This is a genomic window from Stenotrophomonas sp. RIT-551, from assembly GCF_026241915.1.
GTDB classification, from domain to species: domain Bacteria; phylum Pseudomonadota; class Gammaproteobacteria; order Xanthomonadales; family Xanthomonadaceae; genus Stenotrophomonas; species Stenotrophomonas bentonitica_A.
On sequence record NZ_JAPJIU010000001.1, the window covers coordinates 175,169 to 199,888 of the forward strand.

Here is a 24,720-nt window from a genome sequence, read left to right on the forward strand (position 1 = left end):
AAGGGAAAGCCGAAGCTTACCGTTCCGAAAGCTCCTTGGCCTGCCGGGTTTCGTTATGCGTGCCCGACACGTTGCGATTGCAGGCCCGGGCATACTCGGCCAGGCGCAGCGCGACCTTATGCTGGATCAGCGCCAGCGGCTCGGGCTGCAGCTCGCCGGCTTCGATCGCCTTGAGCTGTTCGGGCATGAACTGGCTGAGCAGCATCTGCGGCGGCGCGTGCGCGGTGAGATTGGCGATGAGCGTATCCAGCGCGGCCTGCACCGCCGGCTCGCCCCAGTAATAGCGGCTGCGGTCGCTGAGCGAATACGCGCGCAGCAGGCGCAGTTCGTGTGCATCGCCCTGGTAGTAGCTGCGCCAGCTGCCGGGTTTGTCGACCATGCAGCGGTCCAGCACCTCGATCAGCTGCGAATGCTGCGTGGCCGGCAGCAGCTCGCGCTCGATCATGGCCAGCGCGAACACCGCTTCGCGGAAGGCATAGGTTGCCGCCGGGCCGACTTTCAGGATCGCGAAGTGATCGCGGACCAGCGCGTGCAGGCCGGCTTCGGTCTGGTAATCGGTGGAGTGCGCTTCGAACACGATGCGCGGCTGCTGTTCGACGAAGGCCGACAGGTCCGCGGCGGCGGCAGGGTCGTAGTAGTGCACGCTGCTGTGGTCGAAATCCACGCCGGGCTGCACCACCATCGCGATCACGCGCTCCCAGGCGGGCAGCAGGTGCGGGGCGGAAAATGCTTCGCGGTGGATGGCCAGGGTGGTGGCCGCGGCCGCCGGCGTCGTCACCTGCAGGCCACCGGCCAGCGAGGCCTCGCCGCCGGGAATCGGCACTTCGGTGCCGATCACGTAGACCGGCGGCGGCAGCCCGTGCTCGGCAGCGGTGCGCTCGGCAATCCGCGCCAGTTCGGCCGAGCGCGCCGCGACGATGGCGTCCGGCAACGGGGTCGGGTCATCGGCGCAGGACATGCTGCAGTCCAGGTGGATCTTGTGGAAACCGGCGGCCACATAGGCGGCGATCAGCTCGCGGGCGTTGGCCATTGCGGCCGCTGCGGGGCCTTTCTGCCAGGCATTCGGACCGAGGTGGTCGCCGCCGAGCACCAGCCGCTCGGCCGGGAAGCCCGCATCGCGCGCCAGCTGCAGCACGTAGTCGCGGTACTGCGGTGGGGTCATGCCGGTATAGCCGCCGAACTGATCGACCTGGTTGGAGGTCGCCTCGATCAGCAGCAGGGTGTCGTAACGCTGCGCCACCTGCATCGCCGCCAGCAATACCTGCGCGTTGCTGCAGCAGACGCTGTACAGCCCGACGGGGGCGCCCTGGCGGTGGGCGGCGATCAACGATTGGACGGCGGACATGGCAACTCCAGTAACAGCGGTGTTCAGGGGGAGGGATGGTGCTGGCGCGCGAGCAGGGCGGCGCCCCGCGCACCGCCGGCATCGCCGAAGGTGGGCGGCAGGATCGGCGGCACGCGCACGCCGGTGAACAGGTACGGCGCGATCGCGGCCGGCAGATCGCGATACAGCTGCTCCAGCTTGGACAGCCCACCGCCGAGCACGATCACGTGCGGATCGAGCGCGAGAATCAGGCTGGCGAAGCTGTAACCGAGCAGGTCGCGATGGATGGCCAGGGCCTGCTGCGCGATCGCATCGCCGGCCTGCGCGCGTGCGACCACCTCGGCAGCATCCAGCGCTGCACCACCGCGCCGCGCATGGATCATCGCCAGGCCGCTGCCGGACACGTAGCGCTCCAGGCAGCCGCGCAGGCCGCAGCCGCAGTCCAGCAGCGGCAGATCGTGGCGCTGCTGCAGTGTGGCGGGCAGGCTCCAGTGGCCCCACTCGCCGGCGATGCCGTTGTGCCCGGCGATCAGCCGGCCACCGACGCAGAAGCCACCGCCCGCACCCGTGCCGAGGATCGCCCCGAACATGCTGGGGTAGCCGGCGGCGGCGCCGTCATGCGCTTCAGACAAGGCAAAGCACTGCAGATCGTTGCCCAGTTCCAGCGGGCGCCGCAGGCGAGCCTGCAGGTCCGCCCCGACTGTGTGACCGGTCAGGCTGGGCACATTGGCACTGAGCTGGCGGCCGCTGGCGCGATCACGCACGCCGGGCAGGCCAAGGCCGACGGCGACCCCGCGCTGGCCGAGCGCGGCATCCGCCGCATCGACCAGATCGACGATCGCCTGCAGGAACGCAGCGTAGTCCCGGGTCGGCGTCGGTACGCGCTGGCGATGATGCACCGCCAGCGCGGCGTCGCACGCGACCAGCTCGATCTTGGTGCCGCCGATGTCGATGCCGTACCAGGTCTGCATGCGTGCTCAGCCGTGGGGGTGGATGGTCACGCCCTGCACCACACGGTTGACCGTGCCGTCGGGGAAGGGATTGTCCGGGGTCATGCCGAGCGCGGCCGAACGCTGCAGCGCATAGCACTGCGGCGCCAGCAACCACAGCGGGGCCAGCCACGGATCGGGCAGTGCAGGTGCGGCGAGGACGAAGTCGCCGTCGGCGCGGTCCGCATCGTCCGGCCCGATCGACAGCACCCGCCCGGCGATGCCGTCGCGGCGCAGTTCGTTCAACAGGTCCTGCTCGTAGCGGCGGGCGAGCGGTTGCGCGCTGCGCAGCATCACCACCAGGGTTTCGCCGTTGAGGGTGGACTTGGGACCATGGCGGAACCCCAGCGGGGTATTGGCCAGCGCCAGCACCTGGCCGGCAGTGAGTTCGAGCACCTTCAGCGCGGCCTCGCGGGCGACCGCTTCCAGCGGCCCACTGCCGAGATAGATGACGCGCGCGTATGGCGCCTGGGCCAGCGCGGCCACCGCCGCATCCCAGGCATCCAGCGCACGTTCGCCGTGGGTGGCGAGGGTGCGCAGCCGCTCCAGGCGCTGCGCCCACGGGGCGCTGTCGAACGCACTCAGCGCGGCCAGCAGCATGCAGCTCAGGCTGCTGGTCATCGCAAAGGCGCGGTCGCAGCTGGCCGCCGGCATCAGCAGCGACAGCGTATCGCTGCGGCCGTGACCACGCTTGGCGAGTTCGCCTTCGGCATTGCAGGTGATATCCACGAAGCGTGCGCGGTCGACCTGGTCGCGGACCAGATCCACCGCCGCCACGCTCTCCGGGCTGGAGCCGCTGCGCCCGAACGAGACCAGCAGGGTCGGGCGGTCGCGGCGCAGGTACAGCGCCGGATGGGTCAGCAGGCTGGTGGTATGCACGGCGCGGACCTCGGCAGGCCACTGCGCATTGATCTGGTCGGCCACCATCTCGGCAATGAACCCCGAGCTGCCGGCGCCGGTGAAGATCACCAACTGGCCGGGATCGCGCAGGGCTTCCCCGAGGAAGCCGTCGATGCGCGCCCGCGCTGCGTCCAGCAGGCCGGCCAGCGCGGCCCACAGCCGGGGCTGCTGAGCGATTTCTTCGGCGGTATAGGCGCCACCGAGGCGCTGCCACGTGGGCAAATCAGGGAGCAGAGAAGCGTCCATTCGCAATTCCTGTTGGGCGACCGCACCTTCTGCGTTTTCTTTCGAAATGTCAAATATCGAAAGATAAAGAAAAGGTAGTTCGGTCACAGTTTTCGCCGCCTTCTTGACGGGCTCCCGTCAGGACTTCGCCGGAATGCCGCGCCGCAGCAAGGTTTCGAGCGTCCCAAAACGCGTATTCAGGCGCTGTTTGGAAAGCAGGGCCGCACAGTATCTTTCGTTTTATATAAATTATCCTTCCTTTTTCTTTGCAATTTGTTGACATCTTTCGAGACCCTGCCCTAGAGTCGGCCGCACTGGTTTCAGTTTCCCGCTCACCGCGGGCTTGGGGGCAAGGTGGACTTCCGGTTACGACGCACTGGTCTGACGATTGCACTGCTTGCCGCAGTGGCGCTGGGCGGCACCGCCAGTGCCGCGCCGGTGGGTAACCTGCGTGCGATCAGTGCCACCCCCGCCAACGACGGCACCCCCGGTTGGACGCTCAGCACCGATACCGGCGCCACGGTGCGCGTGGACCTGTTGCGCGATGACGTCCTGCGCGTGCGCGCCGGCCGCAACGGCACGCTCACCGGTGCCGGCGACAAGGCCGCCCCGATCGTGCTGCCACAGCCGGCCGCGAAGGTTGCCGTCCAACTGGAAGAGGATGCCAACGAGGTGCGCATCCGCACCGATGCGCTGGTCCTGCACATCCAGCGCCAGCCACTGCGCCTGGCGCTGGTCCGCCGCGAGGGCGACCGCGATGTCGCGCTGTGGCGCGAACTGCAGCCGCTGGACCTGGACAAGGACCAGAGCGTGCAGGTGCTCTCCAGCGAAAGCGATGAGCACTTCTACGGCGGTGGCCAGCAGAACGGTCGCTTCGAGTTCAAGGGCCGCGAACTGGAGGTGTCGTACTCCGGTGGCTGGGAAGAAGGCGATCGCCCCAACCCGGCGCCGATGCTGTTGAGCTCGCGGGGCTGGGGCATGCTGCGCAATACCTGGAGCGACGGCACCTACGATCTGCGCCAGGCCGACCAGGCCACGCTGCTGCACCGCGAGGACCGCTTCGATGCGTACTACTTCGTCGGGCCGAGCCTGCATACGCTGCTGGACCGTTACACCATGCTGACCGGCCGCGCCGGCCTGCTGCCGCGCTGGGCGTTCTCCTATGGCGACGCCGACTGCTACAACGATGGCAACAACATCAAGAAGCCGGGCAGCGTGCCCGACGGCTGGAGCGACGGCCCGACCGGCACCACGCCCGACGTGGTCGACAGCGTGGCCAGGCAGTACCGCGAGCACGACATGCCCGGCGGCTGGATCCTCCCCAACGATGGTTACGGCTGCGGCTACAAAAAGCTGCCCGAGACCGTACAGGGGCTGGCGAAGTACGGCTTCAGGACCGGCCTGTGGACCGAGAACGGCGTCGACAAGATCGCCTGGGAAGTCGGCACCGCCGGCAGCCGCGTGCAGAAGCTGGACGTAGCCTGGACCGGCAAGGGCTATCAGTTCGCCATGGATGCCAACCAGTCCGCGTTCAACGGCATCATGGACAACTCCGATTCGCGCCCGTTCCTGTGGACGGTGATGGGCTGGGGCGGCATCCAGCGCTATGCGGTGGCCTGGACCGGCGACCAGAGCAGCAGCTGGGATTACATCCGCTGGCACATCCCGACCCTGATCGGCTCGGGCCTGTCCGGCATGGCCTACGCCAGTGGCGACGTGGACGCGATCTTCGGCGGCAGCGCCGAGACCTTCACCCGCGACCTGCAGTGGAAAAGCTTCACCCCCGTGCTGATGGGCATGTCCGGCTGGTCGGGCAATGCACGCAAGCACCCGTGGTGGTTCGATGAACCCTACCGCAGCGTCAACCGCGACTACCTCAAGTTGAAAATGCGCATGACCCCGTACATGTACGGACTGGCGCATGACGCGGCCACCACCGGCGCACCGCTGCTGCGGGCGCTGATGTGGGATTACCCGCAGGACCCGCAGGCCTACACCGAGGCGCACAAGTACCAGTTCCTGCTCGGCCGCGAACTGCTGATCGCGCCGGTGTACCGCAGCCAGGCCGCGAGCCGTGGCTGGCGCCGCGACATCCACCTGCCGCAGGGCCGCTGGATCGACTACTGGGATGGCCGCCAGCTGCAGGCCGGGGCCGAGGGACGTTCGCTGGACCGCGCGGTCGACCTGGCCACGATCCCGGTGTTCGTGCGCGCCGGCGCGATCATCCCGATGTACCCGGCGATGCTCTACGACGGCGAAAAACCGCTCGATGAAGTGACCTTCGACCTGTACCCGCAGGGTACCTCGCAGTACACGCTGTACGAAGACGATGGCGCCACCCGCCGCTATGAGAAGGGTGAATCGAGCACGCAGGCGATCACGGTGCAGGCCCCGGCGCAGGGCACGGGCCCGGTGCAGGTGCGCATCGATCCGGTGCAGGGCCAGTACGCCGGCCAGCTGCCGCAGCGGCGCTATGCGCTGCGCGTGCTCAGCCGCCAGCGCCCCGCCGCAGTGACGCTGGACGGCCGTGCGCTGCCGATGCTGGCCGACCAGGCAGCATGGCAGGGCGCCAACGAAGGCTGGTACTTCGACGCGGCCGAACGCCGCGGCACCCTGCACGTACGCACCGCGCCGACCGACATCCGCCAGCCGCTCGCACTCCAGCTGGACCTGCCGGTTGCCGCCGCGCCGGCCGACGATGCCTTCCCGGCCGCACCGGAACTGGGCCGCGCGCTGCCGTCGGACAGCCTGCTGGTGGTGAACCGCCCGGCCGAGGAGCAGGGCTATGAGATGGAGAAGGCGTTCGACGACGATCCGGCGACGTGGTTCCGCACCGTGCGCAACCAGGCGATCAAGACCGGCGCGCACGAATGGGTGCTCGGCTTCGGCGAACGCAAGCTGATCGACGGCATCGAACTGGCGCCGCGCAACGACCAGCACTGGAAGAGCGGCCAGATCCGCGACTACGAAATCTACATGGCCGACAGCAACGGCGAGTGGGGCGAGCCGATCAAGCGCGGTCGTCTGACCCTGCAGCAGGGGATGCAGCAGATCGACTTCCCCGCCCATGCCGGCCGCCTGCTGCGCTTCCGCGTGCTGAGCACGCAGAACCCGGAAGGTGATGGTGCCAGCGGTGCCGATCCGATGGTGACGGCTGCGCAGGGCAGCGTGGCACGTGCGGTGGATGCGCTGCAGCCGCGCGATGTCGGCCCGATCGTGCTGTCCACCTTCCACGTGCTGGAGCATCCGCAGCCGGACGGCCCGGCGCAGCAGCTGTACCTGTCCGCGCTGCCGCTGCCAGCACCGTTGCAGGCCAGCGTTGCTGCCGACCACGCCTTCGGTGGCCAGGCCGGAATGCGCATGAACGGCCTGCATTTCCGCCGCGGCCTGGGCGTCAACGCCAGCAGCCGGATCGACCTGAAGCTCAACGGCAGCTGGCGCCTGCTGCGCGCCGACCTGGGTATCGATGATCAGTGCCGCACCGCCGGCGGCATGCAGTTCCAGGTGTGGGGTGACGGTCGGCTGCTGTATGACAGCGGCCTGGTCAACGCACCCGGCGTGGTCAAACCGGAGCTGGACGTGCGCGGCCTGCAGCGGCTGAGCCTGCGCACGCTCGGGGCGCAGGGCGATCACCCCGCGCAGGTCTGTGGCAACTGGGCCAATGCCGCCCTGATCGGACAGGAGGGCGATACCGCCAGCATCGTGTCGCCGTAACCGAAGAAACACGCTTTCAGAAAAACAGCTCTCTCCCGTTTCCCGTCTGCGGCCCTCTGGCCGCGGCACGGGGGACGTTTGCCCGAACACACCCATCCACCGCCAGCCCCACGCTGCGGATCGAACAAGGAGCCCAAGATGTTGACCGAACGCCATCGCCATCGCCGCATCACCGCCACCCCCTTGTCCATCGCACTCGGCCTGGCCGTTGCGGTGGTCGGCAGTGCCGGCGCGCAGGACGCAGCGCCCGATACCAACGCCACCGAGCTGTCTCGCATCGAAGTAACCGGCTCCAACATCCGCCGCAGCGATGTGGAAACCGCCTCGCCGGTGCAGGTGATCAGCAAGCAGGACATCGAGAACATGGGCGCGCGCACGCTGTTGCAGGTGCTCGACAACCTGCCCGCCGCGCGGCCGGGCCAGCAGGACGCACGCTCACTGTTCACCGGCTCGGACGGCGCCTCGCAGGCCAACCTGCGTGGCCTCGGCGCGCAGGGCACGCTGGTGCTGCTCAATGGCCGCCGGCTGTCCTACTACGGCGCGCCGGCCGGCTTCCAGACCCAGTTCGTTAACATCGATGCGATCCCCGCCGCGGCGATCGAACGCATGGAAGTGCTGACCGACGGCGCGTCGGCGGTGTACGGCACCGACGCGGTGGCCGGCGTGATCAACGTGATCACCAAGCGCTCCTACCAGGGTGCGGAGATCAATCTCACCACCGACAAATCCTCGCGGATCAGCTCCTACGGTGAGCACCAGGGCAGCATCACCGCCGGCTTCGGCGACCTCGATGAAGACCGCTACAACGTCTATGCCTCGGTGAACCTGTACCGGCGCGATGCGATTCCGTTGAGCGATTTCTACGACAAGCGCCCCGACCAGTACTACGTCAACAACCCGAACTACCTGCCCAACCTGCGCCTGGGCACCGGCAGCAAGCCGGGTGAGTTCAACCCCGGCAGCTACTTCGCCTTCGACCCGGTCACCGGCCGCCGCGTGCAGGAAGCCGCCCCGGGCTGCAACAACGTGCTCACCAGCGAAGCGGCCGGCCCGCGCTGTATCTGGGAGACGTGGATGAACAACGAGATCGACGCCGGCGCCAAGTCCGAGCGCAACACCGCCTACGTCAACGCGCATTTCCTGATCGGCGACAGCACCGAAGCCTTCGCCGAGGCGACCTACACCGACATCGACCTGACCGCCAATGGCGGCACGCCGCGCGCCTACGGCACCACCACCGGCAACCCGACCAGCTGGTTCTCGCGCAACACCGGCACCACCGTCAACCAGTTCCTGTATCCGTACCTGGGCCCGAACAACGAATACAACCACGCCTCGCCCGAACTGAAGGCACTGATGGGCGGCGTGGTCGGCCTGCAGTACCTGCTGCAGGACGTGGGCGCCAACCACTTCGGCCAGCGCAACACCGACCAGAGCTACCGCGTGGTGGCCGGGCTGCGCGGTGACATCGGCGACTGGAACTGGGAAACCGCCTTCGCCACCGCCGGCAGCCATTCGGTCACCTACCAGACCACCAACGTGAACCTGGCCGGCTTCGAAAAGGCCTTCGGCCCGTACTCCGTCGATCCGGGTACCGGTCGCGTCATCATCTCCGACCACCCGGCGTACAAGTTCGGCGAGATCAGCGAGGCCAACGCCGCGCTGATCCGCGAAGCATTCCCGACCTTCGACATCCAGTCCTGGACCCGGCTGCACACCCTCGATGGCAAGATCGAAGGCCCGCTGTTCCAGATGCCGGCCGGCGAAGTACGTGCGGCCTTCGGCTTCAACGCCAGCCGCGAGACCTTCTACACCCCGGGCAACCCGGATGCGGCCAACGGCCTGATCACCCAGCAGGGGGGTTCGTGGTTCGACGGCAAGCGCAACACCTATGCGCTGTTCGCCGAGACGGTGGCGCCGCTCACCGAGAAGCTGGAACTGGACGCCGCGCTGCGCGTGGACAAGTACCCGGACTTCAGCGCCAACCTGGCCCCGAAGATCGGTCTGAAGTACCAGATGTTCGACCAGCTGATGCTGCGCGGTACCTACTCCACCGGCTTCCGCGCACCCAGCCTGGCCGAGTCCGGCAACGGCGGCGTGTTCGCCCAGCTGGGCGGTTATCGCGACGAGGTACGCTGCAATGAAACCAACGCGATCGCCAACCTGCTGTTGCGGTCACAGCGCGGTGGCGATGTCGACCTGGGCAAGACCCTGCTCAACACCGATTGCAGCCGCACCGTGGCGCGCATGACCCAGCCGAACCCGGACCTGAAGCCGGAAAAGGCCAAGATCACCACGCTGGGCTTTGTCTACGAGCCGACCCAGTGGCTCTCGGTATCGGCCGATTACTGGTTCATCTACCGCAGCAACGAAATCGTCGCCCCGGATTTCACCCGCGATGAAGACATCATCTCCTCCACCCGCTCGCCGATCACCGACGGCGACCGCGCCAACCTGGCGGCGCTGGCGGCGATGTGCGCCGATCCGGCCAGCGGCGTCGCGTGCCCGGGCACGCTGCCCGGTTACAGCGTCGGCAACGTGGCCAGCGTGGTGGGCCAGTACAAGAACCGCGGCAAGACCCTGATCGACGGCTTCGACATCGACGCGCGCAGCCGCTTCTCGCTGGGCGAATGGGGCAACCTCAACATCGGCGTGGCTGCCACCCTCGCCAACCGCAACCGTTCCTACCTGGATGACGAAAGCGGCTGGTACTACGGCGACCTGGTCGGCTATTACAACAACCCGCGCCTGCGCGCCACGTTGAACGCGGACTGGAGCTACAAGCAGGTCACCACCAGCGTCTTCGTCAACTACGTTGGCGGCACCAAGTGGGCGCTGCAGCAGATCGACGAGGAAGACAACAACCCGCAGACCTGCACCGCCGGCTACCTGCCGGTGGAGCAGAGCAAGTGCGATGGTGCGCCGTCGTGGTGGACCGCCAACCTGAGCGTGGCCTGGCGCCCGGACGAGCACTGGAACGTGGGCTTCACCATCAAGAATCTGTTCGACCGTCTGCCGTTCTATGACCCGAACAGCTTCCTGGGCGACTCCAGCGATTACGCCACCATCTTCGGTCGCGGCTACAGTCTGACCGTGGGCTACAAATTCTGATGCAACCCTCGCGCCGGTCCCGGCCGGCGCGATCTTCACACGAGGTACTGTCCATGAAACGCAGAGAATTCATCGCCGCCAGCGCGGCCGTCGCCGCCAGCAGCCTGCTGCCGAACACACCTGCCTGGGCCCGCGCACGCAAGGTGCGGCTGGGCCTGATCGGCACCGGCATGCGCGGCCAGGTGCTGCTGAAAGAACTGGTCCGCCGCGATGACGTGGAGGTGGTCGCCCTGTGCGACATCGAGCCGATCATGCTCAAGCGCGGCATGGACATGGTCGCCAAGGCCGGCAAGCCTGCGCCCAAGGCCTATGGCCAGGATGGCGATGTCAACGCGTGGAAGCGGCTGATCGAGCAGCGCGGGCTGGACGGGGTGGTCATCGCCACGCCGTGGGAATACCACGCGCCGATGGCGATCGCGGCCATGCAGGCCAAGGTCGCGGTGGGCTGCGAAGTGGTCGCCGGCATTACCCTGCAGGACCACTGGGATGTGCTCAAGACCCAGCTGTCCACCGGCACCCCCTACATGCTGCTGGAAAACGTCTGCTATCGCCGCGACGTGATGGCCGCGCTGCAGATGGTGCGGCAAGGCCTGTTCGGCGAGCTCGTGCATCTGCAGGGCGGCTACCAGCACGACCTGCGGGGCGTGAAGTTCAACTCCGGCGATCCGAGCCAGCCCTACGACAGCGGCGTGGAATTCGGTGCCAAGGGCTGGTCCGAGGCGCGCTGGCGCACCGAACATTCGGTGCGGCGCAACGGTGAGCTGTACCCCAGCCACGGCATTGGCCCGTGTGCGATGTACACCGGCATCAACCGCGGCAACCGCTTCACCCACATCAACGCCTTCGCCAGCAAGGCGCGCGGTCTGCATGAGTACACCGTGGCCAAGAGCGGTGGCACCACCCACCCCAGCACCAAGGTGAACTTCAAGCTCGGCGACATCGTCACCACCACGCTGGCCTGCGAGAACGGTGAAACCATCCTGCTGCAGCACGACACCTCGCTGCCGCGGCCGTACTCGATGGGCTTCCGTGTGCAGGGCACCAAGGGCCTGTGGATGGACGTGAACCAGTCCATCCATATCGAAGGTCGCAGCCCGCCGCACAAGTGGGAACCGTTCCAGGCCTACCAGGATCAGTACGAGCACCCGCTGTGGAAGCAGCACGCCGACACCGCCGCCAGCGCCGGCCACGGTGGCATGGACTGGTTCGTCATCCATGCCTTCGTGGAGGCGCTCAAGGCCCGGGCACCGATGCCGATCGACATCTACGACGCGGTCACCTGGAGCGCGATCACGCCGCTATCCGAGCAGTCGATCGCCAACAGTTTCCAGACGTTGGAATTCCCGGATTTCACCGCCGGGCTGTGGAAGCAGCGCAAGCCGATCTTTGCGTTTGATGGGACGTACTGAGGAAGGTTGACGTTCAACGGCCGGTACCGATGCGTACCGGCCATTCCTTGCGCGCATTGACCCGGTCGGCCAGGCGATGGCTTCGACGATGCCGCTTCCAACGATCCATGACGTTGCCTGCCGAGCTGGGTGGAAAACTGCTCCGACAAGGAAGATCGTGGACGTCAACGCCTAAGGTAGTCAGTGGGTCAGCCAGCAAACTTGCTGTTGCCCTACCGTATTGTTGAGCCAAGGTGGCAGTTGGCAGCCTTTAGGGATCGCCTGATGGAGCGGGGAGCGGCAGCCTCCTAGCATGCTGGCATGCATCGCCTGCTTCCCCAGCACCCCGCTACTGACGCCCCCTCCGTTGCCGCAACGGTGCTGCTGCGTTGGCTGTCGCTGTGCGCGCTGCTCTGCCTGCTGGGTACCGCCGCGTTTTACGTGCTGGCCCAGCTGGGGGATGACGTGTCGATGCACCGCCGCGACATGAATGCGGCTGCCTACCGCGCGCAGCTCTATGTTGACCAGCGTGAGGCCCTACTCAACTATCTGGTGGACTCGGTGGTGGAATCGCCGACAGCCACAGCCGGGCCCCGCCCGCGGCAGCGCGAATCGCACCCCAGCGTGCAGCGCCTGCAACTCGGCACTACGCCAGATGGTCGTCAGCTCACCCTGCTGTTACCGACACGTGCCGAACATACACTTGCTCAGTTCGGCGTACGGCTTATGTATGTCGGCGGCGCGTCGGGGGGCGCACTTGCCGCGTTGCCGAGCCAGCAGACCAGCCCAGCCCCACGGCCGGGCGACCTGAGCGCAGCATTGCTGCGCGCCCACACCGCCCAGGCGGAAACCCGGACTGCGGTCTATTGGCTTCCGCCGAGTCGGCCAGGCGCGCCTATCCATCTATACCGTGCGATCGAGGAAGGTCCAGAGCCAGCACATTGGCTGGCTCTGGAGCTCGATCCAGCTGCCCTGGCCGAAGTGATTGACGGCAAAGGCATCGGCAATTTCGCCCTGCTGGATGCACGGAGCCGCCGGGTGATCGGCGAGGGCGACGACGCGGTATCAGGCGCGTGGCTGAGCAACCAGCGTCAAGACACGTTCGGTTGGATCTGGCACGGCGTGCTGCCCCAAGGCTTGGCGTTGCTCAAAGGCATCGGCCAGGATGGCTGGCGGCTGGTCTATCACCTGCCCCTGGGCCTGCTGCTGCGCGATATCGCCCTGCATCTGGGCATTTCGTTGCTGATGTGCATGGGTGCCATCGTCGCGCTGCGTGCGCTGACCCGGCGCGTTGATCGTCAATTGATACAGCCGGCGCTGCTGCAGCATCGTCAGTTGCTGGAGAGCTTCGATTTCGGCAGCGCGGTGATCGAAATGGCCCCGGTGGGGGTGTGCGTGCTCCGCGGCCACGATGGCAGAGTGATGCTGGAAAACCAACTCGCACGTGACTGGCTGGGCGGCGACATCCAGGCCGGCGACTGGATCGGGAGTTGGCGCCAGAGCGTCGGCATGGCGGCCAATGGGCGGCGCACGGTGGATTACACCACGCGCGATGGCCGGCAGTTGCAGGTATTGGGTACGCGCACCCGTTACCACGGCGAGGATGTGCTGCTGTGTGTATTCAATGACATTAGCCACCATCGTCAAATCCAGGCGGCGCTCTCGGCGGCCAAACACTCGGCTGACCAGGCCAGCCAGGCCAAGAGCGCGTTTCTTGCGACCATGAGCCACGAGATCCGAACCCCGCTGTATGGCCTGCTGGGCACGCTGGAGCTGCTGGGGCATACGCGCCTCGATCCGCGTCAGAGCCAATACCTGGGCACCATCCAGCAATCCTCGTCGGCACTGCTTCAGCTGATCAGCGACATCCTGGATGTTTCCAAAATCGAGTCGGGCCAGCTTACGTTGTCCGTTGCTGCGTTCTCGCCGCTGGACCTGGCTGAGTCCACCCTGCGCGCGTATGCGGCAGCCGCCGCCCGCAAGGAGATTCAGATCCTGGTCTGTACGGACCCGCGCCTTCCCGATCAGGTGCTGGGGGACGCCGGACGGATCCGTCAGATCTTGGGCAACCTGCTGAGCAACGCCATCAAGTTCACCGAAAGTGGGCATATCTTCCTGCGTGTCAAGCAGGTGGAGCGCGAGGGCGATACCGTTTCAATCAGCTGGCAGGTCACCGATACCGGCATCGGCATCCCGCATGCCGAGCATGCCCGCCTGTTCGAGCCCTTCCACCAAGTGGGCGCGCAGAGTCGACTGGAAGGGACTGGACTGGGTCTGTCCATCAGCGATCGTCTTGCCCGTTTGATGAATGGCGATATCCGTTTGGTCAGCGAGCCGGGGCTGGGCAGCAGCTTCAACGTGGTGCTCCCGCTGACGCTGTCCAAGTCTGTAGCTACGGATGCCCGCCCGCCTGCGCTTCTTCCGAACCCGACCATCTATGTCCGGTGTGCCATCCCTGAGCTGGCCGACAGTGGCTGCCAATGGCTGCAGCGCTGGGGTGCCACGGTGCGCCGCTACACGCACGATGCGCCGTTGCCGGACGAGCAGGATGCGATTCTGCTCGATAGTGCCCCCCGCGACGCTGTGCCGATCTACTGGCCGGGGCCTCGGGTCACTGCGCTGACCGATGCAGGCGACACTCCATTCACTGATCCCGAACATACCGAACGCCTGACAGTAACCGTCTTCAGCATCCGCGCGATTGCCAACGCGTTGGCTCAGTTGCAACGCGGCAACCGGCCGGCCGAACCCCCGCTGTCGTTGACGCAATATGACTTGGCGCTGCGAGTGCTGGTCGCGGAGGACAATCCCATCAATCGGGTGATCCTCAAAGAGCAACTTGAAACCCTGGGGTGCATGGTAGTCACTGCCACCGACGGCGAACAGGCACTGGAGCTGTGCATCGCGCAGCCGTTTGATGTCGTGCTGACAGACATCAACATGCCGCGCCTGGGCGGCCATGCGTTGATCGGGCGCCTGCGCGAACAGGGCATCGCCGTACCGGTGATTGGGGCAACTGCCAGCGCCACTCCCGACGAACGCGCCCGCTGCCTGGCCAGCGGCATGAGCGGCTATATCGTCAAGCCAATCGATATCAGCACCCTGCGTCACGCACTGAGCGGGCTTACCCAAGGAGCGCCGGCATGACCGACCGCAATATACTGATCCTGGAGGACCAACCCTTCCAGCGGGGGTTTCTAGCCAATCTGTTCAATGGGGTGTCGGGCGTCCACACCGACACCGCGGGCGATGGGGCGGATGCATTGGCCATGTGCCAGTGGCGTCCCTACGACTTGGTCGTGACTGACCTCATGATGCCCGGCGTGGACGGTATCCAGTTCATCCAGAGCTTGGCCGCCCAGGAGCAGAAGCCCGCCGTTGTCCTGGTCAGCTCGTCCTCGCAGCGCATGATGGCGTCAGCCCGGCTGATGGCCGAGTCGCTCGGGCTGAATGTGCTTGCAGCGCTGTCCAAGCCAGTCTCGCCAGGCGACGTTGCCGATGTAATCGAGCTGCTCAGCCAGCAGCAGGCTGCTACGCGGAGCGCGACCACTATGGACGTGATGCCGCTTGCAGCCAGCCGCGAAACCCTGTGCAAGGCCATTGACAGCGGTCAGATTACCGCTTGGTTCCAACCCAAGAAATCCCTGGATTCCGGATCGGTGGTGGCCGCCGAAGCGCTGGTGCGCTGGCAACATCCCGAGCTTGGCCTGATCCCACCCAGCCGGTTTCTGCCGCTTATCGAGGCCAATGCCCTGGAGCCCGCGCTGTTGCGACACATGTTGACGGCCAGCATTCGCGCGCAGGGGCGCTGGCGCGAGCTGGGCTTCCGCATCCCGGTGTCGATCAACATGCCGCCACACCTGCTGGAACGTAGGAGCCTGCCTGACGAACTGCTCGAGCTGACGCTTCAACACGGTGGCACGCCCGCCGATCTGTGCTTCGAGTTGATGGAGAGCACTACCACCCGCCACGTCAGCGACTACTACGCAGGCGCGTGCCGCCTACGCATGAAGGGCTTTGGCCTCGCCCAGGATGACTTCGGCCAAGGCTTGAGTTCCGTGCACAATCTGGTCAGCACCCCATTTACCGAGGTCAAGATTGACCGGGCGCTTGTTCAAGGGTGTGCGCACAACACTGCACTGCGCAGCGCCCTTGCCACCGTGATCACGTTGGGTAGCAAGCTGGGTCTGAATATCGTCGCTGAAGGCGTGGAGACGGATGAGGAACTGACCATCCTGCGTATGCTCGGCTGCACACAGGTGCAGGGCTTCCTCATCTCCGCCGCAATTCCGCCCGAGCGTTTCGGCGAGTTGCTTCGCCAGGACAATCCGCGGCTTCCGCGGCCTTTCCCATGATGTCCTGCGTGAGTTCAGGGCGTACTGCGTCATTGCCAAGCCATGCCATTGACCGCAATGCCGATCGCGCTGTGCAGTGCGTATGCTGAGGGCGAGACTTGTCATCGCCGACGATCATCCCCTTGTGCTCGCCGGTATCCGTGAGCTGATCGAGCAGGATGTGCGATTCGGTGTCGTCGGCCAAGCTGCGGATCCAGCCGCACTGTTGGAGGCGGTGCACGCCCACCAGCCCGACATCGTCCTCACGGACTACAGCATGCCCGCAGGTCAGGACACCTGTGATGGCTTCAGGCTGATCGCACGGTTGAGACGGGTATTCCCGCACATTCCGGTGGTGGTGCTGACGATGATCACCAGCCCGACCATGGTCGAAGAGATGTACCGGCTTGGCGCCTTCGCGGTGGTGACCAAGGCCAGCGATCCGCGCGAACTCCTCTCAGCGTTGTCTGCGGCACACGCAGGCCGTGGCTACCGGTGTGGCGTCTTCCGCCGAACGAGCCTTGTTGGTCTCGATGCGCCACCCAGGCGGGGATTGTCGCCTCGTGAACTGGAGGTAGTGCGGCTGTTTTCCAATGGTGAGCGCGTGAGCGAGATCGCATGCCGCCTAAGCCGTAGCCGCTGCACGGTCAGTGCGCAGAAGCGCAGCGCGATGCGCAAGCTGGGGGCACGTACGGATCAGGAACTGTTGGCCATTGGTCTTGCATTGGCGTCGCTGGGCTGATTCAGCCGTCGGTCTCTTGGTTCACTGGCACCACGCTGAACGCAGCGAGAGCGCATTGGCCGTCGTCCGATTTTTAAGAACCTTCTGATATATCCCGACGTGGCAGATGGCGAGGATGGATGTATCCGGCACGCCCGGAGTCCAGGCACCACTCCTTTCATCCGCGCGGTTCACTGCGCAGCCTCTGGGATCCTATAAATGAATTTCGTATACAAGCTGATTTTCAACGCGTCGACGGGCACGTGGGCCGTTGCCCACGAACTGGCTGCTGCGCGTGGCAAGAAGAACAGGAGCCGCTTGGCGAAGGCGATGGCCATTGCACTGGCGCTGCCTGCCGGTTCGGCTATGGCAGCCGATTCTCCCAGCGAACTGCAATGTGACGTGGGTCTATCGATTTCGCTGGATGGTCAGCGATGTGAGGCTACAAAAGCGGAGGGCACCATCGCCCCCCGCGCCGGGACGGGCGCCTTGGCATTGGGTAGCGCATCCGCCGATGGCATGAACGCGGTAGCCATTGGTACCGGAGCAAGCGCAGCAGCTGGGGAATCCGTCGCACAGGGTTTCAATGCAAAGTCCCCAGGGCAAGCCGCAGTTGCAATCGGCGCACAATCTTCTTCCAGAGGATATCGTGGCGTCGCCGTTGGTACCTTTGCACGGGTCACCGACGACGTGAATGGCGGCACCGCCATCGGCGGCGAATCGTCGGCGCTGGCGGACGGCTCCGTTGCGCTCGGATTCCAATCCTCTGCCTCTGCGAAGAATACCGTTTCGGTGGGCAATGCGAGTATTAAGCGCAGCATCGTGAACGTTGCCGCAGGCACATCTGATACCGACGCCGCCAACGTCGGGCAGCTCAACACAAAGGCCGATAAGTACGCGTTCGCAGGCGGCGCCTCTGAGAATAACGCTGCCACCGTGACGGGGGTCAACGCAATCGCCATCGCGGTGAGCGCGAAGGGCGAAGGCGAAGCATCCGTGGCCATCGGAGCGTCCTCGCTGGCATCAGGTTACCATTCGGTCGCATTGGGTACCAACGCCACCAACGCCGAGGGTCTGGCATCCCAAGTCGCGCTGGGCGATCGGGCGGAGACCGTAGCGGATAGAGCAACGGCTCTGGGCATGACGGCGAAGGCCAGTGCCTCAAAGTCCGTCGCGCTGGGCGCGGAATCAGTTGCACAGACGGCGAACACGGTTTCTGTCGGCAATGCGACGCTTAAGCGCAGCATTGTGAATGTTGCTGCCGGCACTGCTGCATCGGACGTGGCCACCGTCGGCCAGCTGACTCCGTTGATTGCCGGATTGGGCGGTGGCGCGGCAATCGACGCCAAGACCGGCGTGGTTACTGGTCCTACCTACAAGGTAGACGGCAAGGACAAAAACCTGGGACAGGCGCTGGCGAGCCTCAACGAAAGCACCACGACACTGAAGGACAAGCTCACCAACAGCGGCGTGCTCGCGGCCGATGGGGCCGCTATTGCCGCGGTGACCTACGACCGTGACGCCAAGGGTGTGACCAACTATGGCTCGGTGACGCTGGGCAACGGCAAGGGCGCGGTCAAGTTGACCAACCTCGCTGCCGGTACCAATGGCAGCGACGCGGTCAATTTGGACCAGCTCAAGACGGCCGTCGCCGGTGCGACCCCGGCCGAGAACAGCTACGTGGCAGGCAAAGGCGGTGGCACGGCCGCCAAGGCAACCGGTTTCAACTCGCTGGCCTTGGGGATCAACTCGGTGGCCGATGAAGCCAACACGGTGTCTGTCGGCAAAGAGGGAGCAACCCGTCGTATCACCAACCTCGCCGCCGCACAGGGCGAAACGGACGCGGCCACGTACGGGCAGGTGACGGCACTGGTCGGTGGCGCCACCGCAAGCGCCCAGCGTGCCTTCAAGGAGGTCGACACCCGGCTCTCTGCACTGACCCAGCGGGCGGCCCGGGCCACCATCGACGATACCTACCTGAAGATCGATGCACCGGAAGGCTCCGATGCAGCCGTGGTGGATGAGAACAACTCGGCAGTGGCCATCGGCGCCTCCAGCAGCTCCATTGGCAGCGCGTCGGCGGCCATCGGTGCCGCCACCAGCGCCAAAGGCTCAATGGCTGCGGCTATTGGTGGCGGTGCCATCGCGGAAGGCTCCGGTGCGCTGGCCATGGGCTCGGCCCAGGCAACGGCGAGCAACGCCGCAGCGCTGGGCAATGGTGCCCGCGCCACTGCCGCGTTCACCTTGGCGGCCGGTGCCAACGCACGCGCCGAAGGCATGAATGCGGTAGCACTCGGCAACAGCACGCGTGCCACTGCAGATAACGCGGTGGCCATCGGTACGCTCGCCCGGGTGGATGTTTCTGCGACCAACTCCATGGCGATCGGCCGCAATGCCGCCGTTGCCGCGAAGGCTACCAACGCAATGTCGCTGGGCAATAACTCCACCAATGACCGCGCTGACACCATTTCGGTTGGCAGTGCGAAGGCCGAACGCCAGATCATCAACGTGGCCGCAGGCACTTCGGACACCGATGCGGTGAATCTGAGTCAGTTGAAGCAGCTGGTGGCTGAAAATGGCGGCAGCCCGCTGGCGGTTTCCTATGCGGATGACACCAAGGCCTCGGTTGCCCTGGCAGGCGAGAAAGGCACCAAGATCAGCAATCTGGCCGCCGGCAAGGTAACCAGCACCAGTACCGATGCCATCAACGGCGCACAGCTGCAGGCCAATGCGGCTTCTGTGGCTGCGGCGCTGGGCGGTGGCTCCGCGGTCAAGGCCGATGGCACGATTTCGGCACCGGGCTATACCGTCGATGGCAAGAAGCACGAGAGCATCGGTAATGCCCTTGGCGCCGTGGACACATCGTTGACCTCCCTGGACGGTCGGACCACTGAACTGGCAGGGCAGATCGCCGACAGCGGTCTGGTGGACGACAAGGGCAACGCCATTGCGGCAGTGACCTACGACCAGAACAAGGATGGCACCCCCAACTATGCTGCGGTTACGCTCGGCGAGGCTGGCACGGCCGTTACGTTGTCCAATGTCGCTGCGGGCAAGGTGACCAGCACCAGCACCGACGCCATCAACGGCGCACAGCTGCAGGCCAATGCAGCTTCAGTGGCTGCGGCGCTTGGCGGTGGTTCCACGGTAAAAGCGGACGGCACCCTGGCGGCGCCGAGCTATACCGTGGGTGAGGCGAAGTACGGGAACGTTGGCGGTGCCATCGGGGCGGTCAACACGTCGCTGTCTGACCTGGACGGCCGCGCCAAGACCATGGCCGAACAGCTGGCTGGCATGGGCATGGTGGATGACGAGGGCAATGGCCTGGCGGCAGTGACCTACGACCAGAAGAAAGACGGCACCGCCAACTATGCCGCCGTTACGCTCGGCGAGGCTGGCACGGCCGTTACGTTGTCCAATGTCGCCGCGGGCAAGGTAACCAGCACCAGCACCGATGCGATCAACGGCGCTCAGCTGCAGGCCAACGCTGCCTCGGTGGCTGCGGCGCTTGGCGGTGGTTCCACGGTAAAAGCGGACGGCACCCTGGCCGCGCCGAGCTACACCGTCGGTGGCAAGAAGCACGAGAGCATCGGTAATGCCCTTGGCGCGGTGGATACATCGTTGACCTCCCTGGACGGTCGCACCACTGAACTGGCAGGGCAGATCGCCAATAGCGGTCTGGTGGACGACAAGGGCAACGCCATTGCGGCAGTGACCTACGACCAGAACAAGGATGGCACTCCCAACTATGCCGCCGTTACGCTCGGCGAGGCTGGCACGGCCGTTACGTTGTCCAATGTCGCTGCGGGCAAGGTGACCAGCACCAGCACGGACGCCATCAACGGCGCACAGCTGCAGGCCAATGCGGCTTCGGTGGCTGCGGCGCTTGGCGGTGGTTCCACGGTAAAAGCGGACGGCACCCTGGCCGCGCCGAGCTATACCGTGGGTGAGGCGAAGTACGGGAACGTTGGCGGCGCCATCGGGGCGGTCAACACGTCGCTGTCTGACCTGGACGGCCGCGCCAAGACCATGGCCGAACAGCTGGCTGGCATGGGCATGGTGGACGACGAGGGCAATGGCCTGGCGGCAGTGACCTACGACCAGAAGAAAGACGGCACCGCCAACTATGCCGCCGTTACGCTTGGCGAGGCTGGCACGGCCGTTACGTTGTCCAATGTTGCTGCGGGCAAGGTAACCAGCACCAGCACCGATGCGATCAACGGTGCTCAGCTGCAGGGTGCGGTCTCTTCGGTGGCCACCGCACTGGGCGGCGGATCCACGGTCAAGGCAGATGGGACGCTCTCCGCACCGACCTACACCGTCGGCGACAAGAAGCACGACAGCGTCGGTGGCGCCATTGGCGCCGTGAATACCTCGCTGACCGATCTTGAGGGACGTACCAGCGCGCTTGATGGCAAGCTGGCCGACAGCGGCCTGGTGGATGGCAAGGGCAATGCGCTTGCCGCTGTTGTGTATGGGCAGAACACCGATGGCACGACCAACTACGGATCGGTGACGCTGGGCAAGGCCGGTGGCAGCGATGCCGTCCGTCTGAAGAACCTGGCTGCAGGCGTGGATGCCAATGATGCGGTGAATATGAGCCAGTTGACGGCCGCGACGACCAACCCGTGGTTCAGTGGCAAGGGTGGTGGCACTGCTGCCAAGGCAGCTGGCTTCGGCTCGGTCGCCATTGGCATTAATTCGGTCGCGTCGGAGAGCAACACTGTCTCGGTTGGCAGCAGCGAGCTGCAGCGTCGAATCACGCATGTTGCAGCCGGGCAGAATGACACCGACGTGGCCACCTACGGCCAGCTCGTTTCGATGGTCTCCGGCGAGAGTGAAACCACGAAGCTGGCATTGAACGAGGTCAAGAGCCGTGTGTCCGCGCTCGGTGATCTGCGTCCGCGTGGCGCCGTAAACGACGCGTTCCTCAAGGTTGATGCTCCGGAGGGATCTGAAGCCGCAATCGTGGATGAGAACAACTCTGCGGTCGCCGTGGGTGCCTCCAGCAAATCGATCGGCAGTGCCGCGGTGGCGCTGGGTGCAGCGTCCAGCGCGAAGGGCTCGATGGCGGCCGCTATTGGTGGCGGCTCAATCGCTGAGGGGTCTGGCGCTCTGGCCATGGGTCAAGCCAAGGCAACCGCGATCGACGCCCTGGCATTGGGCAATGGCGCACTGGCCACGGCGAGCAACGCCCTTGGCGCAGGCTCCAATGCGCGCGCCGAAGGCACCAATGCGGTGGCGCTGGGTAACAGCACGCGCGGTACCGCCGATAATGCGGTGGCCATCGGCACGCTCGCCCGGGTCGATGTTTCCGCGACCAACTCGGTGGCGATCGGCCGCAACGCCAGCGTCGCAGCGAGTGCGACCAATGCCATGTCGCTGGGCAGTGCTTCCACAAACAACCGTGCCAATACCATCTCGGTTGGCAGCGTCAAGGGCGAGCGTCAGATCGTCAATGTGGCGGCAGGCACCGCCGAAACCGACGCCGTCAATTTTGGACAGCTGAAGAAGTACGTCGGTGACAATGCCGGTAGCGGTGGCGCAGCGAATCCCCTGGCAGTGGCCTACACCGACTCGGACAAGGGCACTGTCAGCCTGGGCGGAAGCGATGGCACCACGCTGGCCAACGTCAAGGCGGGCACGGCCGACACCGATGCGGCCAATGTCGCTCAAGTGAAGGGTGTAGTCGGTGCGATCGGCGGTGGCGCCGAGGTGGCGGCGGACGGCACCATCACGGCGCCCACTTTCAGCGTGGGGGGCAAGAGCTACAGCAACGTGGGCGAAACGCTCGGTGCCGTGGATACGTCGCTGTCGGCGCTGGACGGCCGTGTTACGGGCAACAGCAACAGTGTGACCAACCTCACCACGAAGTACGAAGCGCTTTCGGCCGGTACCAGTGGCATCGTGACCTTCGATGCGACGTCGGCGACGGTGAAGGTTGCATCGGCTCAGGCCGGCACCAAGGTCGACTTTGCCAACAGCAAGAACGAAGCGCGCAAACTGTCCAACGTGGCAGCGGGCACCGACGAAACCGATGCGGTCAACTTCAGCCAGCTGAAGAAGTACGTGGGGGAGAACGGTGGCAGTGGTGGCGAAGCCAATCCCTTGGCTGTTGCGTATACCGATGCCGACAAGGGCACGGTCAGCCTGGGCGGAGCCGGTGGCACCACGCTGGCCAACGTCAAGGCCGGCACCGCCGACACCGATGCGGCCAACGTTGCCCAGGTCAAGGGCGTGGCCAATGCGATCGGCGGTGGCGCGGCAGTGGCAGCGGACGGCACCATCACTGCACCGAGCTTCAACATCGGTGGCAAGAGTTACAGCACTGTCGGTGATACGTTCGGAGCGGTGGACACCTCGTTGACGGACCTGGATGGTCGTGTCACGGGCAACAGCACCAGCGTGACCAATCTGACGAAGCAGTACGAAGCACTCTCGGCGGGTACCAGTGGTCTCGTCACCTTCGATGCATCGTCCAGCACGGTCAAGGTGGCGTCGGCTCAGGCAGGTAGCACGGTTGACTTCGCCAATCGCGACGGCGAAGCGCGTACGCTGGCCAACGTGGCAGCGGGTACGGCCGATGGCGACGCAGTGAATGTGTCGCAGCTGAAGGGCACCGCCGAGAGCGTTGCCAATGCCCTGGGCGGCGGTGCGGTCGTCAATGAGGACGGTACCGTGTCGCAGCCGAGCTACACCGTAGGCGGCAAGACGGTGAACACCTTCGGCGACGCCATCACCAACATCGACGAGCGCACCACCAACATCGACAACCGCACCACCACCAACGAGGCTGAACTCAGCAGCCTGGGTACCACTGTCAGCGACCTCTCCAACGGCACGGCGGGTCTGGTCACCCTCGACAAGACCACCGGCAATGTCCAGGTCGCAAAGGCGCAGGGCGGCACTGTGGTGGACATGGAAGGCACCGACGGCAAGCGTCGCGTCAGCGGCGTGGCCAACGGCACGGAGGAGGACGACGTGGTGACCATCGCCCAGCTGCGTGCAGCGGGTGCAATCGATCCGGTCAGTGGTCAGACCCTCAGCGTGCTGACCTATGACGGGGCCGACCTGTCCCGTGCCACGCTGGGTGGCACCCACGGCACCGTGCTTGCCAACGTGGCCAACGGCATCATCGGCGCCGGCAGCATGGAAGCCATCAACGGTGGCCAGCTGTTTGACATGAAGAATGCGCTGCAGGGCAAGATCGATGGCCTGGATGGGCGTGTGGGCACCATCGAGAAGGGCATCGCGGACGGCTCGCTGGCAACGGGCAGTGGCGGCAACGGTAACGGCTCTGGCGAAGGCGCCAGCGGTGCTGAGGGCGGCCTGGTCGCTCCGGGTGCTGGTGAGGGTGCAGTTGCCATCGGCGGTGGTTCGGCCGACGGCACCGGCTCGATCAGTGTCGGGGGTGGCAGCTCGGCCGGTGGCAACAACTCGGTCAGCGTTGGTGAGGGCAGCTCCGCGGGCGGTACCGGCTCGATCAGCGTTGGCGAAGGCAGCTCGGCCAGCGGTACCGGTTCGGTTGCCATCGGCGAAGGCGCCAAGGCGACCCACGAAGGTTCTGTCGCCATCGGCAGTGGCTCCACCACTGAACGGGACAACGAAGTCTCTGTTGGTGCGGCCGGTGCCGAGCGTGTCATCAGCAACGTCGCTGCTGGCACTCACGGTACCGATGCAGTCAACCTGCAGCAGATGGATGACCGCTTCAAGGCCGAACATGACTGGTCCAACAGCCGCTTCCAGGCGGTGGACAAGCGTATCGATCGGATGGGTGCCATCAGTGCGGCTTACGCCGGTATGGCGATCAACACCGCCGGTCTGAACGGTGATAACCGCCTGGGCGCCGGTGTGGGCTCGCAGAACGGTCGGACTGCCTTGGCCGTGGGTTACCAGCGCATCCTGGGCGAGAAGAAGAACGTGTCGGTCTCGCTCGGTGGTGCGTTCAGCGGCAGCGACCAGAGCGTGTCGGCGGGTGCTGGCATCAGCTGGTAAGGCGTACGCCGTAAACGTC

Annotated in this window: 10 protein-coding genes and 1 pseudogene; 8 read left to right on the forward strand and 3 right to left on the reverse strand. The window is 65.6% G+C overall.

The genetic code is table 11. The annotated features are described in order from the left end of the window. Positions 1-16 precede the first annotated feature (16 nt). From ORK51_RS00775 to ORK51_RS00785, 3 genes are read right to left on the reverse strand one after another with little or no spacing between them, the layout of a single operon-like run. Positions 17-1,345, reverse strand: a complete 1,329-nt coding sequence (locus ORK51_RS00775; RefSeq protein ID WP_266083452.1) for a D-tagatose-bisphosphate aldolase, class II, non-catalytic subunit — start codon at positions 1,343-1,345, stop codon at positions 17-19. A 23-nt stretch (positions 1,346-1,368) separates the two neighbouring features. After that, positions 1,369-2,295, reverse strand: a complete 927-nt coding sequence (locus ORK51_RS00780; protein WP_266083454.1) for an ROK family protein — start codon at positions 2,293-2,295, stop codon at positions 1,369-1,371. Positions 2,296-2,301: 6 nt separating this feature from the next. Next, on the reverse strand, positions 2,302-3,459 hold the full coding sequence (locus ORK51_RS00785; protein WP_266083456.1) for an SIS domain-containing protein: 1,158 nt from the start codon (positions 3,457-3,459) through the stop codon (positions 2,302-2,304). Positions 3,460-3,792: 333 nt separating this feature from the next. Between ORK51_RS00785 and ORK51_RS00790 the strand changes: the two genes are divergently transcribed. The 8 genes and pseudogenes from ORK51_RS00790 (at position 3,793) to ORK51_RS00820 (ending at position 24,701) form a co-directional block, all read left to right on the forward strand. Next, positions 3,793-7,152 (forward strand): TIM-barrel domain-containing protein, encoded by a 3,360-nt coding sequence (locus ORK51_RS00790; protein ID WP_266083458.1) that lies wholly within the window; start codon positions 3,793-3,795, stop codon positions 7,150-7,152. Between the two features lie 138 nt (positions 7,153-7,290). Then, positions 7,291-10,263, forward strand: coding sequence for a TonB-dependent receptor plug domain-containing protein (locus ORK51_RS00795; protein WP_266083459.1), 2,973 nt, complete (start codon positions 7,291-7,293; stop codon positions 10,261-10,263). A gap of 53 nt (positions 10,264-10,316) precedes the next feature. Continuing rightward, positions 10,317-11,672: a Gfo/Idh/MocA family protein gene (locus ORK51_RS00800; protein ID WP_266083461.1), complete on the forward strand. Its 1,356-nt coding sequence runs from the start codon at positions 10,317-10,319 to the stop codon at positions 11,670-11,672. Positions 11,673-11,972: 300 nt separating this feature from the next. Then, positions 11,973-14,798 (forward strand): ATP-binding protein, encoded by a 2,826-nt coding sequence (locus ORK51_RS00805; RefSeq protein WP_266083462.1) that lies wholly within the window; start codon positions 11,973-11,975, stop codon positions 14,796-14,798. Next, entirely contained in the window at positions 14,795-16,006 is a 1,212-nt protein-coding gene (locus ORK51_RS00810) for an EAL domain-containing response regulator (RefSeq protein WP_266083464.1), read from the forward strand. The genes ORK51_RS00805 and ORK51_RS00810 overlap by 4 nt, the downstream gene beginning before the upstream one ends. Positions 16,007-16,088: 82 nt before the next feature. Beyond that, the gene (locus tag ORK51_RS00815; RefSeq protein ID WP_266083839.1) at positions 16,089-16,727 is read left to right on the forward strand and encodes a response regulator; all 639 of its coding nucleotides are present in this window, start codon (positions 16,089-16,091) and stop codon (positions 16,725-16,727) included. Positions 16,728-16,925: 198 nt separating this feature from the next. Beyond that, positions 16,926-17,756 (forward strand): annotated as a pseudogene (locus tag ORK51_RS17885) (ESPR domain-containing protein); the annotation flags it as partial. 198 nt (positions 17,757-17,954) lie between these two features. Next, a complete protein-coding gene (locus ORK51_RS00820) occupies positions 17,955-24,701 on the forward strand; it encodes a YadA-like family protein (protein WP_266083466.1) in 6,747 nt (2,248 codons plus the stop codon). The last annotated feature ends 19 nt before the right edge of the window (positions 24,702-24,720 follow it).